We start from the raw sequence: 17,907 nt of genomic DNA on the forward strand, positions 1-17,907 counted from the left end.
AAGGATTACCCGTTCGTATTTCGTAAAAATAAAACTAAAACCTGTAAGTCACATTGGCCAATACGGCACGTGGCTGTTGCGGATTAATGGTAGACCAACCTGTATAATATTCAAGATTGGTCGCATTGTTCAATTTTAAGGTGATACGGTATTTATCGGCCTCGTAAAAGGCGGAGGCATTATATACCGTGTATGCTGGCAGGGTAAAATTCCCTGTGGTCGTATAGTTCTTAACAAACCGTTCACTTGCACCATTAAAGCCAAAACCCAATCCAAAACCTTTGAGCTTTTCAAATTGAAAGGCGTAGCTTGCCCAGAAATTGTATAAATTCCTTGGACCAGCTTCAAGAGGTCTTTTATTAAGTATCAAAGGGTCATCTGTTCTTGTTGTCTCACTATCATTGTAACTATAGCCTCCACGAGCGTTAAGCCCTCTTATAGGATTTGCATTAAGCTCAAGTTCCACTCCCCTGCTTTCAATTTCTCCATTTGCAATAAAATTGAAAGGGTTTGCCGGGTCTTGTATGACACGATTTTTTACAGTAATGTCGTAATAGCTTATCGTACCGTTCAATCTATTTCCGAGAAAATTTGCTTTTAAACCGCCTTCAAGCTGATTTGCCTGTTCTGGATCAAATGTTTGTAAAGTCTGTGCACCTGCTTCTGGATCTCCGACCAATTGTGGGGCTACATTGTTAAATCCATTTTGATAGTTAGCAAATACAGATAGTTTGTTCGCTATGGGTTGATACATAATACCAACTTTTGGAGAAAGGGCGGTTTGTGCAAAATCATCTTCCTCGTCGAGCAAATCACCATCATTGTCAAATCTATCCAATCGTAAACCGAGCATAATGGAAAGCTGTGGGGTAAAATTGATGACATCGGAAACATACAAACTGTAAATACTGTATTCTGAATTATTATTCCCGATAGCTGTATTTTCCAGTGCCGCATCAACTCCAGCGGTTGAAAGTGGGAATGTATCCTCCTCGATTACATCTGGGGTAAAGGGGTTGTCACCACTCGATACACCCTCGGGTGTGGTATTGCCGTAGAAAACAAAACCACTACTGTTATCCGTCGTAGTCACATTTAGGTAATCCAGACCAATGACCATTCTGTTCCTTAATCCGGCAACCTTAAAATCACCAATGAAATTTTGTTGCACATCGATTGTATTGGTGTTAGAATTCTGCTTGCTTACAAAGCGGGTAAATGTATCTCCGCCCAAAATGCCAAATTCAAACAAATACGTGTAATATCCACTTGTTGAAGTCGCGCTTGTTGACAACAACGTTTGTGATTGCCATGCATCAGAAAGTTTATAATCCATTTCTAACCGATAATTCTGCGTCGGATTTTGAAGGGTGAGCTCGTTACTCGTAAAAGATAGCTTGTTATTATAATTAAGCTCATCCAAATTTTGAGCTTCTGTAGGTGCGGTCCTGTTCAAAAATAAAAAGGTAGGATTGGTCTGCTCTGCTTGGGTAATTTCACCATAGAAGGAAAATGACAACCTATTGTTAACCCTGTAGGACAATGATGGCGCTACAAAAAAGGATTTTCTAAATCCGGCATCTTGAAAGCTTTGCTCTGTACTGTATGAAGAATTAAGCCTAAAGTATAGGTTTTCATCTTTATCCAGCGCCGTATTGAAATCCCCGACTATTTGGTTAAAGCCAAAAGAACCTGAGGTAAAAGAGAGTGAACCGCCAGAGCCTATGTATGGCTTTTTGGTGACAACATTGATGAGACCGCCATAGGATGAAACCGCATTCCCGAACAATGTGGCGGATGGACCTTTAATGACTTCGATACGCTCTATATTTGCGGGGTTTATTGTTCCATTGGTCAATCCCGGAAGACCGTTTACCAATTGCGGTTGTACCGAAAAACCCCTTAACGCGTAATATCCCGCACCATCGCCTCCACGTCCTGTAGATGCCCAAAGGTTCTCAACACCAGTGGCATTTTTAAGTGCATCGTCAAAATTAACGACTACTTGCGATTCCAATAATTCAGTAGTAACCGTACTATATACCTGAGTATTCTCTATATCTTTTAATGGAAGCTTGGAAACATAGGCTGTCTCCTTTCTAGAAAATTTATTGCGGCGCTCTCCTTGGACTACAACCTCATTGAGAACCTCATTCCCTTCATATAAAACTATAGTTCCTAGATTTTCATTCGCGCCAGAAACTATTGTTATATTGATTTCTCTAGATCTGAACCCCAAATAGGATAGTTTGAGCACATTGTTATCAGTTGGAATACCAGTAATGGAAAAACTGCCATCTGAATCTGTTTGCCCACCAATAGCGGTATTCAAGACCATGAGGTTAACGCCCATGAGCGGTTCGTTATTACCATCGACAACGATTCCGGAAATGGTTCCTGTTTGTGCATTTACAATGGTAAAGAAGAGTAAAAAAGCAGTTAAAGAAATACCAAATTTCATTTACGGTTATTTAGAATTATTAAAAATAAAGTGCAAATGTAAACGTTATTTGGAATGATTCTAAGAAATTTACATTAATCTTTTTCTCCTTTTTGCAACTAGTTATTAAGCAACGGATTACTGGATAAAATAGTTCCATGTAAGGATCACGGAATCTTTGTTGGAGCATGTCTCTTCCAATAACTACAAACATTGAGAGTTAACATAAGTAACTTTAGTTTTGAGTTGGAACTAGGCATTAATTTTTAATCTGTATTCTATATATACATAAGGAGTAGAAGTTTAAACACCCTCGATTGAGGGCGTTTTTGATTGCTAAAAAACTCAAATAAACGCTGAATTATTCTTGTAGTTTCACTAACTGTGTTGCAATACCGCCTGCCGTAATGTTAAAGATATTAAAGCTCGTATCCGTAGCTGGATCATATTCATAATACCCGTTTATGCCTGCCTCTTGATTAAATGTCTGAAAATACATTTTATCATCATATTTATACCCAAATGGATATCCAAACCCAGCTGTAAACGGAATATCCTCGATTACCATTGCCGTTTGCGCATTTAAATCCAATTTCGCCCATCGTGAATTTGCACCGTTGATAACAAGATTCCGAAGTTCATTAAACTCAGCTTCCGTGGCAGTTCCCGCTCCTACCAACTGCAATAATTCCAATACTCTTGCATCATCGGCTTTTGCAGAAATAGCAGCATAAGCAATACCGCTGGCACCATATGTGGTTCCCGTTACAAACTGTGCAACAACAAAGTTAAATCCTAAAAAGTCTACAGGGTTAAATCTATAGCTTGGGTCAAAATCAGTACTTCCGGCCGGAATCTTCAAGATTTGCGGCCTTGACCGTGGAGCAGCTGTGGGACCCGCCTGCCCATCTAAACTGTAGGAGCCTTGGCACGTTATGTAAATATTTCCTTGTTCATCCACAACACTGTTTTCCATCCCCCGGGTTATAGGATATGTAGCATCTGCCAACTCTGCCGTGGATTCCCATGCCATTGCATTCATATCAATAACTTCTACATAAACATTGGTTTGGTCATAAAAAGGCCCTGTTGAAGGAATATCCGTAATCAAAGGTAAAAACACCTTATTATCCTGAGGTCTATAAATAATCTGAAAATAAGAATTACGCTGGTCATCTTCCTCTGTAAAAGTAATCGCCTGTGACAAATCTATTTCTTGTATAAATTCCATGGTCAAAGGATTGAATACAAACAACTTTTGCGTATCAAATACTGTATAAACTCCCATATTGTCATTCAAAATCTTTATGTTCGAAACCTGGGCTGTTGTTGGAATAGTTCCAGCAGCAATAACTTGACCTGATTCCTCATCAACTGCGTATCGGCTCAATTCAAAGTTCTCATTGTCCAGAGGGCCTCCGTATGCAAAGTTTTTATAAACAATCTCAGGATAATACCCAGAAAATGAATTAAACTGAGTCAAATCGAGATTACCAACTGGTTTTGAATCTACATATCCAGCAAACGTAGCATTTCCCCCGTGGTAGATGCAAATGCAGAAACAATAAAACCTTCCGTTTTGAATAAGTCTTCATCAGGCCCTTCAGTCCCTTGACCTTGGTTCACGGTTACTTCAGTAACCACTGCCTCAGGTTCACATGAACCAAAGAACACAAATAATGAACTCAATATCGCTATAAACTTGCTATTGGTTTTCATTGTATTAAAAATTTGAGATTTCATATATGAGTTTAAAATTATAGTTGCGCCCTGGACGCGGAATGCTAAAATTGTCAAATAAGTCTTCGTCTGTAATATTGACAACATTGAATGCAGCTGTAAACTTGTCATCAAAGAATCGGAGCGAAAAACCTGCATCCAGTCTATTTTGTTCAGGAACAAATGCGTTGGGATTTGTTTCTATGGTATCTCCTGCACCAACAATTACAAAGTTGAACGAATCTACATGGTTAAACAATCCATATAAGCGCACACCAACTCCAGTATTCAAAAAATTGTCTTTAGACCATGATAGCTCCGTATTAAAAAAGAAACTTGGGGTATTGGGAAAAGGGCTATCTACCAAAAAATCGTTCGTAACACCGGAGTTTACGAAAGAAACAAAGATTTTATCAATGTAACTCACATTTGAGGTCCAGTCAAAATTCTTTAAAAAATTGAACTTTAATTCACCTTCTATCCCTTTTGAACTAACGTCTTCAGCATTTACATAACGAAGTGGTGTACGGTTAACATCCAAAAAAATGATATCCCGTTGATTTCTAATAAATGCATTGGTCGTTAAAGAAAATGCATAATCATCATTGAACTGCTTTGAAAAAAGGAGCCCTAGATTATAATTGTCACTTTCTTCTGGAGCTATCTCTCCGTTGGGGACTATCCCAGTAGCATTACCTGCAAACTGAAAAATTTCTGGAATCAAAAACCCACGTTCATAGGAACCTCGTATAGATAAATTATCGGAAATAGTATATTTAAGGCCAGCGTTCCACCCAAAAAAACCTTCGGTCTGTTCTATGATTTGCTGGCTATTGAATTCAATAGCCGATAGGTTATACGTATAATATTTCAATGCGGAAGAGAACTCCAGTTTGTTGTCCAAGTACCCACCCTCATATTGTAGCCCGGTAATATTCTTGGTGATTTTCTGCTCCGGAATGATTTCAAATTCAGTAGGCTCATTAATATCAAAATCCTTTATTTCCCTTCTTTGGTTGGCCAATAGGTTACTTAGGATAAGTCTATTATTTTCAGAAATATCAAAATTTAACGATGTCCTATTTACAACACTTTTGGTAGTGGTCTCTGTAAGTGCAGGAGTTCCTTCGTTAAACTCTCCCGGCCTGTTCCTAAAAATCACCTCTCCCAACCAGTTGTATGCATTTGCGGTCGTATCCACAAACTTTATAAGCTCGTCGCTATAATTTGTAACGGTCCTAAGTTTTAACTTATCCTTCAAAATCGTTTTGTCATACTTGGCTACAACGGACACATTTTCCCGTTCTCCTACTGCTTCCCCAAAAGCAAGATTTGTAATTTGCAAGCCATTTTGAATCTCCCGGAAAGAATTGAGGTAGTTGAAATTGATTTGAGCATTGTCCGTCCAGCTTTTATTTGTCGTCCCCAACGAAGCCGATGTGTACTGTAGACGATACATATCGTGAAAACGACGAATATTCTGATTTTCGATTTCTATTGGTGGTGCGCCTGCTGATGCAAAAGGATTATTGACCAATAAGTCTGCCCGAAACGTGTAGTCATTATCGGAATAGTTGATTCCGCTTGCCAGACTAAGGAAATTATCGTTACCATCCGTTAGGGTCATGTTTATATCAGCGAGGTGGGTATTAAAGGAACCCAAGCTATAGGAAGCCTTAATTCGGTTGGTATATTTTGTCTCTGTTATAATATTGATTCCTCCACCCAATGCATCCGTTCCAATATCGACAGGCAATACACCTTTGTATACATCCACCCTTTTAATATCCGTTAGGGGCAATGTGGCTAAATCAAGGCCTGGATATAAAAATTCCAATGGAATACCATCAATATAAACCCGTACCGCTGTTCCGTTTAATCCGTTAATTGAAATATCTGAATTGTCTCCCAACGAACCAGAACGCCTTATCCGAACCCCAGAAATACGGTCTATTGCATCTGTAATAATATTGGTTTGGGCAACAATATCCGCAAGCTCAAAGCTTCCAATAGTAATTGCTTTTTCCGCTTGCTCTGTTGCAGTTTTCTTTCCTTGTACGATCACATCGTCCAGTTGTTGTGCACTCTCCGCGAGAACAAAATCGAGTTTTAAATCTTTGTCAACTGTGATGGTACGGACAACAGTTTCAAAACCAAGCGAACTCACCGTTACCATGTACTCTCCAGTCTTAACGTTTGGGATACGGTAGCTTCCATTATTCTCTGCAATGGCGTATTTATTGTTTTTGTCAAGTGCAATACTAGCAAAGGCCAATGGTTGTCCATCATCACTAGTGATCGTACCTGTAATCTCAAATCTGTTTTGGGCAAAGAGGGTTATTGGAAGAAATAAAAAAACAACTATAGTTCGTATCATTTCTGGTCAGTTCTTCAATTGAAGACAAACTTAAAATATTATTTTTAATTATTCTAAATAAAAATAATATTTTAAGAGTGCCTCATTATCAACTAACTATCCTTTGATACGGATTGTAGTACGGCGGACCTTTCTTCTTGGGATTCAGGTTTTGTTGTTAGTTTGTTTTCTGAATCCCTCAAAATATTATGGGCAGTGCTGTTTTTAGTATTCAAATTGAACTGGCAGACAAGCAAACCAAATACGCCAATAATAAGCCAAGTTGCATCTACGCTAAATACATAGTATTGTCCGTTCACTAATGTTTTCCATATCCAATCGCCCGTAATGACACCATTTATCACAGGTATACAGAGTCCAAAAACACTTCCCAAAAAGATATAGTTACGGTTTAGTTTGCGATAGTTGTTCCAAAAAAGACCTATGAGTGTAAGTAACAGCCAACCCAAAAAGAAAATCGTATTCACGTAAAACACCCTTTCAATCATTTCTAAAGGAACCAGTTTATTGGCAATGAATATAAGCGCCAATGCCGGAAACATGGATAAGCTAATCGCCAGATAGAATTTTGTTACCCTATGGTGAAACCTACGTTGTTTATCCGTATACTTATTGTTGTCACGTGCTGTACGCCAAATCATTACACCACTTAGGATGATGTAGCATGTAATCATCGCAAGAATGAAATAGATAATCTTGAGAAAAATACCTCCAAAAGTGGCGTAGTGCAATTTTATCAATACACCATAAGTTCCTTTCGAATAGGTTTTGTTATCAGGCTCAACAGCTTGTAATAGTTTGCCATCCTTATAACCGTAAACAAAAATACCATCGCCAGTGATTCCTTTTTTATCATTGAATATTACATTAACGGTACCATCTTCTTTTCCAAAATTTCTGGCATAGATATACGTTATGGGAGTTTCAGGATACGAGGTACTAACATTTTCATAGATGCTGTTAATGCTCACTCCATTATCAATTACTCTGGCATTCTTATCGTATTTAATTCCCGCATCTGGACGTACAGCCTTGATGACTTCATTGGTATCCCCATCAAACATAAGAAAAGCACTAGGTGCCAATAAGAGTAGGGATAGTCCCAATAACGCACCCGTTACTGCATATACTATTTGGAATGGCAATGTTATGATTCCTAATGATATATGGCCATTGGTCCAAATCTGTTTCCATTTACCTTTTGTTGTAAAGGAATAGAACTTGTTTACAATATTCTTCCAATGTGTTAGCACACCCGTAAAAACAGCAAACAAAAAGAAAAATGCCACAAAACCAGATAGATAAATACCAATAACGGGTAATTGATGAAAGTAATGAAGCTCATAAATAGTTCGAGCCATATGGGTCATGGGTTCTGTTCCATATGACAATACTTTGTATTCAGTTGGATGAATGGAAGCAGCGAATCTCTCGGTTACATCAGAACCATTGGTTTTACTTCCATAAAATTCAATTAAAGGATTCATCCTACTTGGTGGAACAAAACCAAATTGTTCACTCTGGTCAAAACCTTCAATGTTTTCTGTGACAGTTGCTACTATTTTATTGTAATCAACCTCTCCAGGGTTTACTGCTCCGATTCTAGCGTTTGGATTTTCCCATTGATAGAGTTCATCCATAAATAGCGCCACTGCACCAGCGTAGAAACAAACAAACAAAGCAAAACTTATCACAATACCAGATACGGTATGTGTATGGAACATCGCATTGTGCAATCTTGGTTTTAAAGCTTTTAATTTCATCAAACTAGATTTTACGTATTAGTTCCTTTAACTACTTGTTCAAAAAAATAATTGAAGCAAAAATGATTGTCAGTAAAATATACAGACCCCAAACTTTCCAGCCGTTTTTGGCCATAAATGACAAAACCAATAGTAGGGCCCACAGTAAAAAAGAAGTATATGCAGTGGTTATTATCAAGCCTCCTTTTTCCGTTAAGAGGCTTCCAAGTGCATTATGGGCAAAGATGGTAACCAGATAGCCTCCTAAAATACCTGCACTGATCTTTAAAAAACGTTGCCCCGTGCTCGATAAGTGTTTTTTATTTGCTGGCATTTTAGATGAGATTTTCCATTACTATAATTACCAGGCTCAAACCCGCAAAGAGATACACATATTTTTGATTTAAAGGCAGCAGGGTAATTATTAGTCCTAAGGCAAGCATTACCGTTATCATGAATATGACCAAAGCTGTGGCAAAATCAAATTGGACAGTAAATATTAGAATAGAAAGCAAAAAAACAATGTAAGCCACTACCCTAGTTAACACTGGTTTTTGCCGTGCTCTTATTCCAACGAAGTTTAAAAATTGTGGAAAATGCTTCGATTTTGCATAGAGCAATAAACTACCTACAAACACAAGTACTACACCCACGCTTTTGATTTTTGATGCGTCAAAATTTTATGTTCACAAACATACTTATTATTTTTAATAGTTCTAAATAAAAATAATGTTTGATTATGAAAGATTAACATTATTCAATACTAATTTCTACTACTCAAATCAATATTTCAATTTGTAATATTTGTAATTTTCCTGTAAAGAAAATCTCCCATGCAACACCATATACTCATTAACATCTGTGCCATTTTTGGTGTAGCGACAGCAGTCATCATAATTTGTAAGTTTTTAAAAATCAGGTATATTATTGGCTACTTGATCACTGGAGTGCTTCTTAGCCCGAACACAAGCCAGTATTTTGCCGATATGGAAGAGGTAGATGTCTATGCAGAAATTGGCATCATATTACTGCTATTTACCGTTGGATTGGAATTTTCATTCAGTAACCTAAAGAAAATACAGAAATACGTTTTGGGTGGAGGAAGTGCCCAGGTGTTTTTTACCATCATCCTAACTGCTGCACTTATTTGGTTATTAATGCGACCAAGTGTAGAAGAGAGTATTTTTTGGGGATTTTTATATGCGTTGAGCAGTACGGCAATTGTTGTAAAGACCTTACAGGATAGAAATAAGATTACCACCCCACACGGCAAATTCATTCTGGCGGTATTGTTGTTTCAAGATATTATGATCGTGCCATTGATGCTTTTCACGCCAATTTTAGCAGGTGCTGGTGACGACCCTTTGACCGCTTTGTTATGGTTATTGGGGAAGTTGGTATTAATGGGTGGGATTGCTTATGTTTTGGCTAGGTTTGTCATTCCTTTTTTCTTAAAAACGGTGATGAAAGTACAAAGCCAAGAAGTGTTTTTAATTGCCACTGTTTTTATTGTAACGGGCATTGCACTGCTTACGGAACAATTAGGGCTATCACTGGCTCTAGGTGCTTTTATCGCCGGATTGATCATTGCCGAGACCGACTACAACCATATGGCCATATCTTGTTTTTTGCCTTTTCGATATGTATTCATGAGTTTCTTTTTTATCTCTATGGGAATGCTTTTGAACTATGAAATATTCCTGACGGATTTAGGTTGGATCGTTTTCTGGACCTTATTTGCTTTTGCAGTGAAAGCTATTGCCGGAATCTTGGCCGTAAAAGTCATGAAATTGGATTGGAAAACCGCCATAGCTGTTGGGTTTTCAATTGCTCAAATAGGGGAATTTTCCTTTGTGTTGGCACAAAGTGGTTTGGAATACGAACTTATAAGTGCCACAAATTATCAAATATTTTTAGCGGTATCCATTATCCTCATGTCATTGACCCCCTTCATTGTCGGTAACGCAGAAAAAATACAGCCAGCTTTGTTAAAATTAAAATCTAAAAATGCCTAGTCTAAAACTATACGGAACCGATTGGTGTATGAAATCTTCCGCCTTGCGAAACTATATGCAGTCAAAATGGATAACGTTCGAGGACTTTAATGTAGAAACCGATAAGGAAGCCGAAGAAACGGTTCGCTCATTATATGATGGCAAATTAAAATTCCCCACTGTAACCTACGGGCCCGAATTCATCAAAAATCCAAGCGTACAAGAACTCTCTGCATTTCTAGCAAAAAATGGGATTTCAGACTAATGCTATCAAATCCTAAGAGTAAACAATTCATGAAATAATCACAATCTGGACTTCTCAGAATCTGCCCCTGTTTTTGTTTTTGCATCCCTCACTTTCTTATTGCCAAAAGGATAAGAATACGCAACTTGGAAAATTTGGGAAAAACCGGATTCTGGCCTATACCTTACATTAAATATATCCCCAAAAGCTTCCCTAGTGAGGGTGCCTACACGGGAACGTATATCAAACGTCCTGAAAATATCGTTTACCGAAAATTGAAAACTACTTCCATTTTTAAATTCTTTTTTCAGACCTACATTTAAAACACCAAAACCAAAAACTTTACCACTTCCGTTAAAATGGCGAGAAGTATACCAACCCGATAGCTCCAAAGAGAAATTCTTTGGGAAACGCATGGTTTGGTTTCCATTGAAGTTAAAGTGTATGTAATCGTGAGTGATTTTTTCATCCGTATGCGATAATTTGAATTCACGAACTCCCAAAGTACCATTAAGATTCATACTCCACCAATGGGTAAAACGAATAGGGATATTGGTCTGTATATCTATACTTCGCTGATAATCCATGTTTACCGGTGCTATAACCGCTACATTGCTCTGTGCGTTACGGGTAATTTGAAAACGGGAAATTGGATTTTTCTCATTTGAAGTCAATATCGAAATGCTAAATGATTTGTTATTGTAGGTAAGGGCAATATTGTCCGTAATTGCCGGAAGCAATTGTGGGTTTCCACTAAATACGGAAGTAGGACTATTGTAAATCAAAAAAGAGGCCAAATCTGCATAGTCGGGTCGTGTAATACGTTTGTTGTAGGCCAGATTCAAGGCTGTAGTATCCGAAAAAGAATGGGTTACGAATACCGAAGGGAAAAGTCTTCCAAAGCTACGGTTCAATGTAGTATCATCAAAATTCTGGTCCCAATACTCGTAGCGCAGTCCAACTTGACCCTTTAGCTTTTTATTAAATTCGTAGTCGGCAAGGGAATACATGGCACCTATTCTTTCTTCATTTTCGATACTACTTATAAAACGATCGTCAGCCACAAACTCATCATCTTGTAAAATTTCGATACGGGCATCATTCACCGTTTTGGATAATGACCCTTTTATTCCAGTCTCAATGGATAAATTTTCGTTTGCAATGTGTTTATAATCCAATTGTATTACACCAACATTAATATCAGTCTCATTGACTCCACGGTTGCCACGATTATAGATTTCATTATCAGGTTGAAAAGAATCTCCATTTTCGTCCAAATACGAACTATCCACTCTATTAGGTCTTTGGTTATTATAATTAATGTAATCTGCTGTAAAAGTCAAAGTGCTCGCCTCGGTCTTCTTTTCGTAATAGGCAGAAGCATTAACGTTTTTTAAGGTGCCATTGGCATTCAACCTGATTTGAGCCTCTAAAAAAGGAGCATCCATAAAATCATATAGCCCCCGATTGCGAACCATACTCATTGACCTTGATTGATTGTACAACACGTTTGCTCCAAAATAGGATACTTCGGAAAGTCGAAAATCATAACCGAGATTGATATTATGGTTTCGGTTGATCTGTTGTGCTCGATTGGTGAAATCAATACCCGTATTACCACCTAAAGCAGGAATTTCTGTGGTACCAACCCCTCTGAAACCCGAAAAAGTATCATCATAGGAAAAGGTATACGAACCAAATACGCTGGCGCGTTCACCACCATAATTAAGAGAAAGTCCTGTGGTCTGCTTTGCACCTTCTCCATAACCTGCACTAAGATTTAGGTTTCCACGGATACCAAGGTTTTCATTTTTTGCCATCACAATATTGATGATGCCTGCATTCCCATCCAAGTCGTATCGCGCCGAAGGGTTGGTCAACAATTCTATTTTCTCAATGTTATCGGCACTCGTTCCATTCAACATCGTAATCAAATCGGCAGTGGGAATCCGTTGTACTTTACCATTAATCATGATTAACGTGCCACTCTTTCCGTTAAGCGAAAAACTATTGTTCTGTAGATCTAAAATTACGCCTGGGGAACGCTCCAATAATTGTAAGGCGGTACTTCCCTTCGTCAAAATACTCTGCTGAACATTGACCACGCTGCCCTCCTGGGTTCGTTGAATAAGTCTCCGTTGCCCAGTAATCTCAACACCTTGCAACGAAGTAACTTCTTCCGTCAACACAATAGTGGGAAAATGTTTGGTCAGATTGGCATTTGACAGGATAAAGGGTTCGGAATTCCATGTCTGAAAGGATAAAAGAGAAATGCGAAGGGTATATGTACCTTCTTTATTGAAATCAATTTCAAACAGACCATCGTCATTGGTAATGGTTCCCGTTTGCATTATGGAATCAGGAATAGTGTATACCATGATATTAGCATACGCAATCGGATTGCCATTTGCATCGGTAACCGAACCTGATAGTTGTCCTAACATCATCTTAGAAGATCCTAAAAAAAGAACAATGGAAATATAATATAACTTCATTTGCATGGATTTGAACGCAAGTAGCACCAATCCGTATCGCCTTGAAAAAGAGAATGACCAAGTGTGCATTTATAAGCACCACAGGAAGAAACCATCCTTTTTTGGATGAATTTGCATCGATAAAAACCATAAAATGTATTTGGTCAATAAAAACCTACCTGACGTCAAGTTAAAAGAGGTGGTATTTTACAAAAAAAGTTTATCGTTGTACCTTGTGTTATTCACAACCCATTAATTCTCAAGAGAACTATGCCCACAAATGCCATCTGGGTCTTTTTAGAACGTTATAAGCTACATCATGTGCTTTTTTGGGCAGGATACCATTTTGCATGGTGGACACTGTTCGCAGGTAGCGTAAACGAGGTATTGGAATCACTTGCAAAACCTTACACAATCGTTAAGTATCTTGGTTACGTAGTATACCAAGCTGTTGGGGTCTATTTTTGTTTGTATGTACTCATTCCCAAGTTACTGCAAAAGGAAAAGTACCTTATCTTCTTTGTTTCGACTATTGCCGTTGTAGTGTTGATGTCAACTGTTATTACCGGCAATTACTTTGTTGCCGCGACCGTAGCCAATGCCAACGTATACGAACTTTTCAACATATCGCCTGCTACTCCTTTTAGTATTTTTAGATACAATGCTTTTCCATCATGTATCGCGGCCACAACATTGGGCATGAGCATTAAATTGGCTAAAATCTGGGTTGTAGCACAAAAGCGGCAACAAATATTGGAAAAAGAGAAATTAGAAACGGAACTAAAATTCCTGAAATCACAGTTCAACCCCCATTTTTTGTTCAATACCATCAATTCCATTTTTGTGTTGATCAATAAAAATCCAAAAATGGCGTCCGATTCCTTGGTGAAATTTTCCAACCTACTGCGCTACCAACTATACGATTGCAACAGTTCCAAAATTCCGCTCAAAAATGAACTGGCTTATATTGAAAGCTTTATAGAACTGGAAAGTCTACGGCAAAATCAAAATTTTGAATTGAAGGTCAATATTCAAGAATTTGATGAAAGCTTGACCATTGCCCCTTTTATTTTATTGCCATTTATTGAAAATGCCTTCAAACATCTGTCAGAAGACCAAAAGCTCAAGAAATGGATTCATTTGAACATAATTTTAGAAGATGGAGCATTACAATTTGAACTGGAGAACAGTGCAGATTTTGAGTTACGACATACTCTGCCAAACGAAGCTGCATATAGTGGATTGGGGCTCCAAAACGTGAAACGACGATTGGCAATAATCTATCCAAACGAGCATATCCTTATTATCACTAAGGGAAAGGATACGCATACCATAAAACTACAGTTGCAATTAGAAGAAGAAGCTTCGATATCTTTAACAAAAGTAAGCGGATGATGAACTGTATCGTTATAGACGATGAGCCTTTGGCCCGAGAATGCATTGTCAATTATATTGACCAGGTTGATTTTATGCAATGTGTGGGCACTGGTATTTCTGCACTTGATATTCCCCAATTACTAGGAAGTTTTGAGGTTGATGTATTGTTTTTGGATGTGCAAATGCCTATGATGAACGGACTTGAGTATTTAAAGTCCAATCCTAAACCTCCAATGACCATCTTGACCACCGCTTTCCCTAATTATGCCATTCAGGGGTTTGATTTGAATGTATTGGACTATCTACTCAAACCCATTTCGTTCAGTCGTTTTTTTACAGCAGCGACAAAGGCCAAACAGCAAATGGAACTTTTGCAAAGACATCAAATTCCTATAAGCAAAGAAGAGGAACGCACCTGTTTTTTTGTTAAGTGTGATGGAAAATATGAGAAGATTTATCATGATGCTGTTCTTTTTGTTCAGGCCTTACAAAACTACGTAACCATACAAACCGATAAACGAAAATATATAAGTCTGTTATCGCTAAAGAACGTAATCGAAAAGTTGGATTCCAATGCTTTTTTACAGGTACACAAATCGTACATCGTTGCTTTGGATAAAATCGAAGGAGTGGCACAGCACGAAATACAAATAGGGTCACATAAGATTCCTTTAAGTCGTAATTACAAGAAAGAAGTGCTGCCAAAGATTTTAGGTGGAAACTTGTGGAACGGCAAGGTTTAATGCATTTCTTACGAGAAGTTATGTACTAATATGCAAATCATTTCATGTATCAAAATTATCCCACTCATAGAGATGTTGTTGTTCCAATAAATAATCCCAAAGAGTCTTTACCCCCTTTTAGAAATAAAAAAGACCCTTCATGAAGAAGAGCCTTTATCAAAATGTGCGGGCGGAGAGACTCGAACTCTCACACCTCGCGGCACTAGATCCTAAGTCTAGCGTGTCTACCAATTCCACCACGCCCGCTTGTTGACCCGAATAATCGGGCTGCAAATATAAATCAATTTTTCATTTCTCAAATACACTCTTTTTAAAAAGTTCTTTTTGTAATTTTAAACTCCTTTTAAAAAACCATATGGACCAGATAAAAAATTACATTTCCCAACATAAAGATAGATTTATCAATGAACTTTTAGAGCTATTACGAAAACCATCAATAAGCGCCGATTCTGCTTTTTCGCAAGATGTAATCGAGACGGCCAACATGGTAGAACAATCTTTAAAAGATGCTGGTTGCGATATAACGGAAATATGTGAAACCAAAGGATATCCCGTAGTATATGGCGAAAAAATAATTGACCCTAAATTACCCACCGTATTGGTCTATGGCCATTATGACGTACAACCGCCCGACCCTATGGAGTTATGGACTTCACCTCCATTTGAGCCCGTCATCAAGAAAACCGAACTACACCCCGAAGGAGCGATTTTCGCCAGAGGTGCTTGTGATGACAAGGGTCAGATGTACATGCACGTGAAAGCCGCTGAATTTATGATCAAAAACGAAGTACTGCCTTGCAATATCAAATTTATGATCGAAGGAGAAGAAGAAGTAGGCAGTGATAGTTTAGCAGAATTCCTAGAAGACCATAAAGAAAAGCTTTCCAATGACATTATTTTGATTTCCGATACGGGAATGATGGCCAATGATGTACCTTCCATTACTACGGGATTAAGGGGATTAAGTTATGTTGAGGTAGAGGTCACCGGTCCCAATAGGGATTTGCATTCAGGAATATACGGTGGTGCCGTACCCAACCCTATAAACGTTCTCAACAAGATGATTGCCTCATTACATGATGAGGACAATCATATTACTATTCCAGGTTTTTATGATAAGGTTGAGATAGTTTCTGAAGCAGAACGTGCAGAAATGGCCAAAGCCCCATTCAATTTAGAAAACTATAAAAAAGCTTTGGATATTGATGATGTTCAAGGAGAGAAGGGTTTTTCTACTCCAGAAAGGTACGCTATTCGTCCAACTTTGGATGTTAACGGAATTTGGGGAGGATACACCGGCGAAGGTGCAAAGACCGTCATTGCCAGCAAGGCCTACGCCAAAATTTCGATGCGCTTGGTTCCACATCAAGACCCAGATGAAATTACGGAATTGTTCACCAAACATTTTGAGGCGATAGCCCCTAAAAGTGTCAAGGTAAAAGTTACGCCCCACCATGGAGGTCTACCGTATGTCACCAATATTGACAGTATCGGTTACCAGGCAGCAGCAAAAGCCTATGAAACTACTTTTGACAAAACACCAATACCTGAACGTACGGGAGGAAGTATTCCCATAGTTGCACTATTTGAAGAGGTTTTGAAAAGCAAGACGATTCTAATGGGTTTTGGACTGGATAGTGATGCTATACATTCACCTAATGAACACTTTGGCGTATGGAATTATTTAAAGGGTATTGAGACCATTCCATATTTCTATAAGTACTTCACCAAATTAAATAGCGGCCACTAAAAAACTTTTTCCATAGCCCCGTACGAATAATGTTAAAAGCATTTCTTTTTGCACTGCTCAATGGTATGGCAGCAGTCGCATACAATTACTATTGGTACAGTTATTTTGATCTTCCCAGTTTAATCGTGATTTTGGCCACTGGCTTTTTGGTGATGTTTGTTTCGAGTTTTATTTTATGGAGACTATTCGATAGCATTCCGAACAGCTCTATCTACTTTACGCCAATTTTAGCAGGTCTACCGGTTGGATTATCGGCACCCTTTTTCTGGCAAGCTCTTACTATATTGGGAAATCGTTTGTGTTACCTCTGGTTTGGCGAGTGTGTGCCCGTGTATGAAGATGCTCCCCCACCCTTCACGCTTAAAGGTGTTTTAGGTGTCTTGATGTTTCGTTTTTTTCCACTTGTCTTTTCTGCAATTTATGCAGCCATTGGCACCATTCTTATTGGCATTTTGGTTAATATAATGGTGAAAAAACGGAAGACAACAGACATTGGCTTAACTAAGGATACATAACAAAGTTATCTGAACCTTCATTGTAGGATTGCTGATAGAGATAATACTAAACCACAAAAAACATCTATTCAATCTCAAAAAATATTACTCTACATTTGTAGAAATAATATTTTATTCTATATTTGTAGAACAACTTCTAATAGTGTAGAAAATGAAGCTAACAAAATCGGAAGAAGAACTCATGAATATTCTATGGAAGCGCAAGAAGGCTTTTATGAAAGATTTATTAGATGCATTTCCAGAGCCCAAGCCTGCCACCACCACAGTGGCAACATTGTTAAAACGGATGACCGACAAAGGCTTTGTGACCTATAAAAGTTATGGACGCTCGCGTGAATACGTTCCTTTAGTAAAGAAGAAAGACTATTTCTCAAAACATGTGAACGGTCTCATTAAAAATTTCTTTAATAACAGCCCAGGACAATTTGCTTCTTTCTTTACTCAAGAAACCAACCTTAGCAAATCTGAACTTGAAGAACTGAAGAAGTTGATCGATAGCGAAATCAAAAAGAAGTAACGGTGTTAGCATACC

14 protein-coding genes and 1 tRNA gene are annotated in these 17,907 nt (G+C 38.1%); 7 read left to right on the forward strand and 8 right to left on the reverse strand.

Annotation, left to right across the window (positions count from 1 at the left end):
- Positions 1–34 precede the first annotated feature (34 nt).
- The 6 genes from LV716_RS04580 to LV716_RS04605 form a co-directional block, all read right to left on the reverse strand.
- Complete coding sequence (locus tag LV716_RS04580; RefSeq protein WP_163416603.1) at positions 35–2,461, reverse strand: TonB-dependent receptor; 2,427 nt, start codon at positions 2,459–2,461, stop codon at positions 35–37.
- A gap of 340 nt (positions 2,462–2,801) precedes the next feature.
- Positions 2,802–3,923, reverse strand: a complete 1,122-nt coding sequence (locus LV716_RS04585) for a hypothetical protein (protein WP_233759226.1) — start codon at positions 3,921–3,923, stop codon at positions 2,802–2,804.
- 26 nt (positions 3,924–3,949) lie between these two features.
- Entirely contained in the window at positions 3,950–4,159 is a 210-nt protein-coding gene (locus tag LV716_RS04590; protein ID WP_233759227.1) for a hypothetical protein, read from the reverse strand.
- 4 nt (positions 4,160–4,163) lie between these two features.
- On the reverse strand, positions 4,164–6,536 hold the full coding sequence (locus LV716_RS04595; RefSeq protein ID WP_163416605.1) for a TonB-dependent receptor: 2,373 nt from the start codon (positions 6,534–6,536) through the stop codon (positions 4,164–4,166).
- 92 nt (positions 6,537–6,628) lie between these two features.
- Positions 6,629–8,299 carry a PepSY domain-containing protein gene (locus LV716_RS04600; protein WP_163416606.1) on the reverse strand — a complete coding sequence of 557 codons (1,671 nt, stop codon included), beginning with the start codon at positions 8,297–8,299 and terminating at the stop codon, positions 6,629–6,631.
- Positions 8,300–8,330: 31 nt separating this feature from the next.
- Complete coding sequence (locus LV716_RS04605; protein ID WP_163416607.1) at positions 8,331–8,612, reverse strand: hypothetical protein; 282 nt, start codon at positions 8,610–8,612, stop codon at positions 8,331–8,333.
- 499 nt (positions 8,613–9,111) lie between these two features.
- Here LV716_RS04605 and LV716_RS04610 point away from each other — a divergent pair, with 499 nt between their 5' ends.
- Together LV716_RS04610 and LV716_RS04615 are read left to right on the forward strand one after the other, a co-directional pair.
- Positions 9,112–10,293 carry a cation:proton antiporter gene (locus LV716_RS04610; protein ID WP_163416608.1) on the forward strand — a complete coding sequence of 394 codons (1,182 nt, stop codon included), beginning with the start codon at positions 9,112–9,114 and terminating at the stop codon, positions 10,291–10,293.
- Entirely contained in the window at positions 10,286–10,537 is a 252-nt protein-coding gene (locus LV716_RS04615) for a glutaredoxin family protein (RefSeq protein WP_163416609.1), read from the forward strand. The genes LV716_RS04610 and LV716_RS04615 overlap by 8 nt, the downstream gene beginning before the upstream one ends.
- A 38-nt stretch (positions 10,538–10,575) precedes the next feature.
- On the opposite strand, the gene LV716_RS04620 is transcribed toward LV716_RS04615, so the two are convergent.
- Positions 10,576–13,011, reverse strand: coding sequence for a TonB-dependent receptor (locus tag LV716_RS04620; RefSeq protein ID WP_163416610.1), 2,436 nt, complete (start codon positions 13,009–13,011; stop codon positions 10,576–10,578).
- A gap of 249 nt (positions 13,012–13,260) precedes the next feature.
- Between LV716_RS04620 and LV716_RS04625 the strand changes: the two genes are divergently transcribed.
- Together LV716_RS04625 and LV716_RS04630 are read left to right on the forward strand one after the other, a co-directional pair.
- Entirely contained in the window at positions 13,261–14,385 is a 1,125-nt protein-coding gene (locus LV716_RS04625) for a sensor histidine kinase (RefSeq protein ID WP_163416611.1), read from the forward strand.
- Positions 14,382–15,110 carry a LytTR family DNA-binding domain-containing protein gene (locus tag LV716_RS04630; protein WP_163416612.1) on the forward strand — a complete coding sequence of 243 codons (729 nt, stop codon included), beginning with the start codon at positions 14,382–14,384 and terminating at the stop codon, positions 15,108–15,110. Before LV716_RS04625 ends, LV716_RS04630 begins: the two co-directional genes overlap by 4 nt.
- A 164-nt stretch (positions 15,111–15,274) precedes the next feature.
- On the opposite strand, the gene LV716_RS04635 is transcribed toward LV716_RS04630, so the two are convergent.
- Positions 15,275–15,356 (reverse strand) — tRNA-Leu (locus LV716_RS04635).
- 109 nt (positions 15,357–15,465) lie between these two features.
- Between LV716_RS04635 and LV716_RS04640 the strand changes: the two genes are divergently transcribed.
- The 3 genes from LV716_RS04640 (at position 15,466) to LV716_RS04650 (ending at position 17,892) form a co-directional block, all read left to right on the forward strand.
- A complete protein-coding gene (locus tag LV716_RS04640) occupies positions 15,466–16,860 on the forward strand; it encodes a dipeptidase (RefSeq protein ID WP_163416613.1) in 1,395 nt (464 codons plus the stop codon).
- A 29-nt stretch (positions 16,861–16,889) separates the two neighbouring features.
- On the forward strand, positions 16,890–17,375 hold the full coding sequence (locus LV716_RS04645; RefSeq protein ID WP_163416614.1) for a hypothetical protein: 486 nt from the start codon (positions 16,890–16,892) through the stop codon (positions 17,373–17,375).
- Between the two features lie 151 nt (positions 17,376–17,526).
- Positions 17,527–17,892 (forward strand): BlaI/MecI/CopY family transcriptional regulator, encoded by a 366-nt coding sequence (locus LV716_RS04650; protein WP_163416615.1) that lies wholly within the window; start codon positions 17,527–17,529, stop codon positions 17,890–17,892.
- Positions 17,893–17,907 lie beyond the last annotated feature (15 nt).

The sequence above is a fragment of the Flagellimonas sp. HMM57 genome (assembly GCF_021390175.1).
Taxonomy (GTDB): Bacteria; Bacteroidota; Bacteroidia; order Flavobacteriales; family Flavobacteriaceae; genus Flagellimonas.

Bases quoted from the DNA above. Each gene is read 5' to 3' on its own strand.
- LV716_RS04580 (WP_163416603.1), bottom strand. From the start codon at position 2,461: ATGAAATTTGGTATTTCTTTAACTGCTTTTTTACTCTTCTTTACCATT.
- LV716_RS04590 (WP_233759227.1), bottom strand. From the start codon at position 4,159: ATGAAAACCAATAGCAAGTTTATAGCGATATTGAGTTCATTATTTGTG.
- LV716_RS04595 (WP_163416605.1), bottom strand. From the start codon at position 6,536: ATGATACGAACTATAGTTGTTTTTTTATTTCTTCCAATAACCCTCTTT.
- LV716_RS04600 (WP_163416606.1), bottom strand. From the start codon at position 8,299: ATGAAATTAAAAGCTTTAAAACCAAGATTGCACAATGCGATGTTCCAT.
- LV716_RS04605 (WP_163416607.1), bottom strand. From the start codon at position 8,612: ATGCCAGCAAATAAAAAACACTTATCGAGCACGGGGCAACGTTTTTTA.
- LV716_RS04610 (WP_163416608.1), top strand. From the start codon at position 9,112: ATGCAACACCATATACTCATTAACATCTGTGCCATTTTTGGTGTAGCG.
- LV716_RS04615 (WP_163416609.1), top strand. From the start codon at position 10,286: ATGCCTAGTCTAAAACTATACGGAACCGATTGGTGTATGAAATCTTCC.
- LV716_RS04620 (WP_163416610.1), bottom strand. From the start codon at position 13,011: ATGAAGTTATATTATATTTCCATTGTTCTTTTTTTAGGATCTTCTAAG.
- LV716_RS04625 (WP_163416611.1), top strand. From the start codon at position 13,261: ATGCCCACAAATGCCATCTGGGTCTTTTTAGAACGTTATAAGCTACAT.
- LV716_RS04630 (WP_163416612.1), top strand. From the start codon at position 14,382: ATGATGAACTGTATCGTTATAGACGATGAGCCTTTGGCCCGAGAATGC.
- LV716_RS04640 (WP_163416613.1), top strand. From the start codon at position 15,466: ATGGACCAGATAAAAAATTACATTTCCCAACATAAAGATAGATTTATC.
- LV716_RS04645 (WP_163416614.1), top strand. From the start codon at position 16,890: ATGTTAAAAGCATTTCTTTTTGCACTGCTCAATGGTATGGCAGCAGTC.
- LV716_RS04650 (WP_163416615.1), top strand. From the start codon at position 17,527: ATGAAGCTAACAAAATCGGAAGAAGAACTCATGAATATTCTATGGAAG.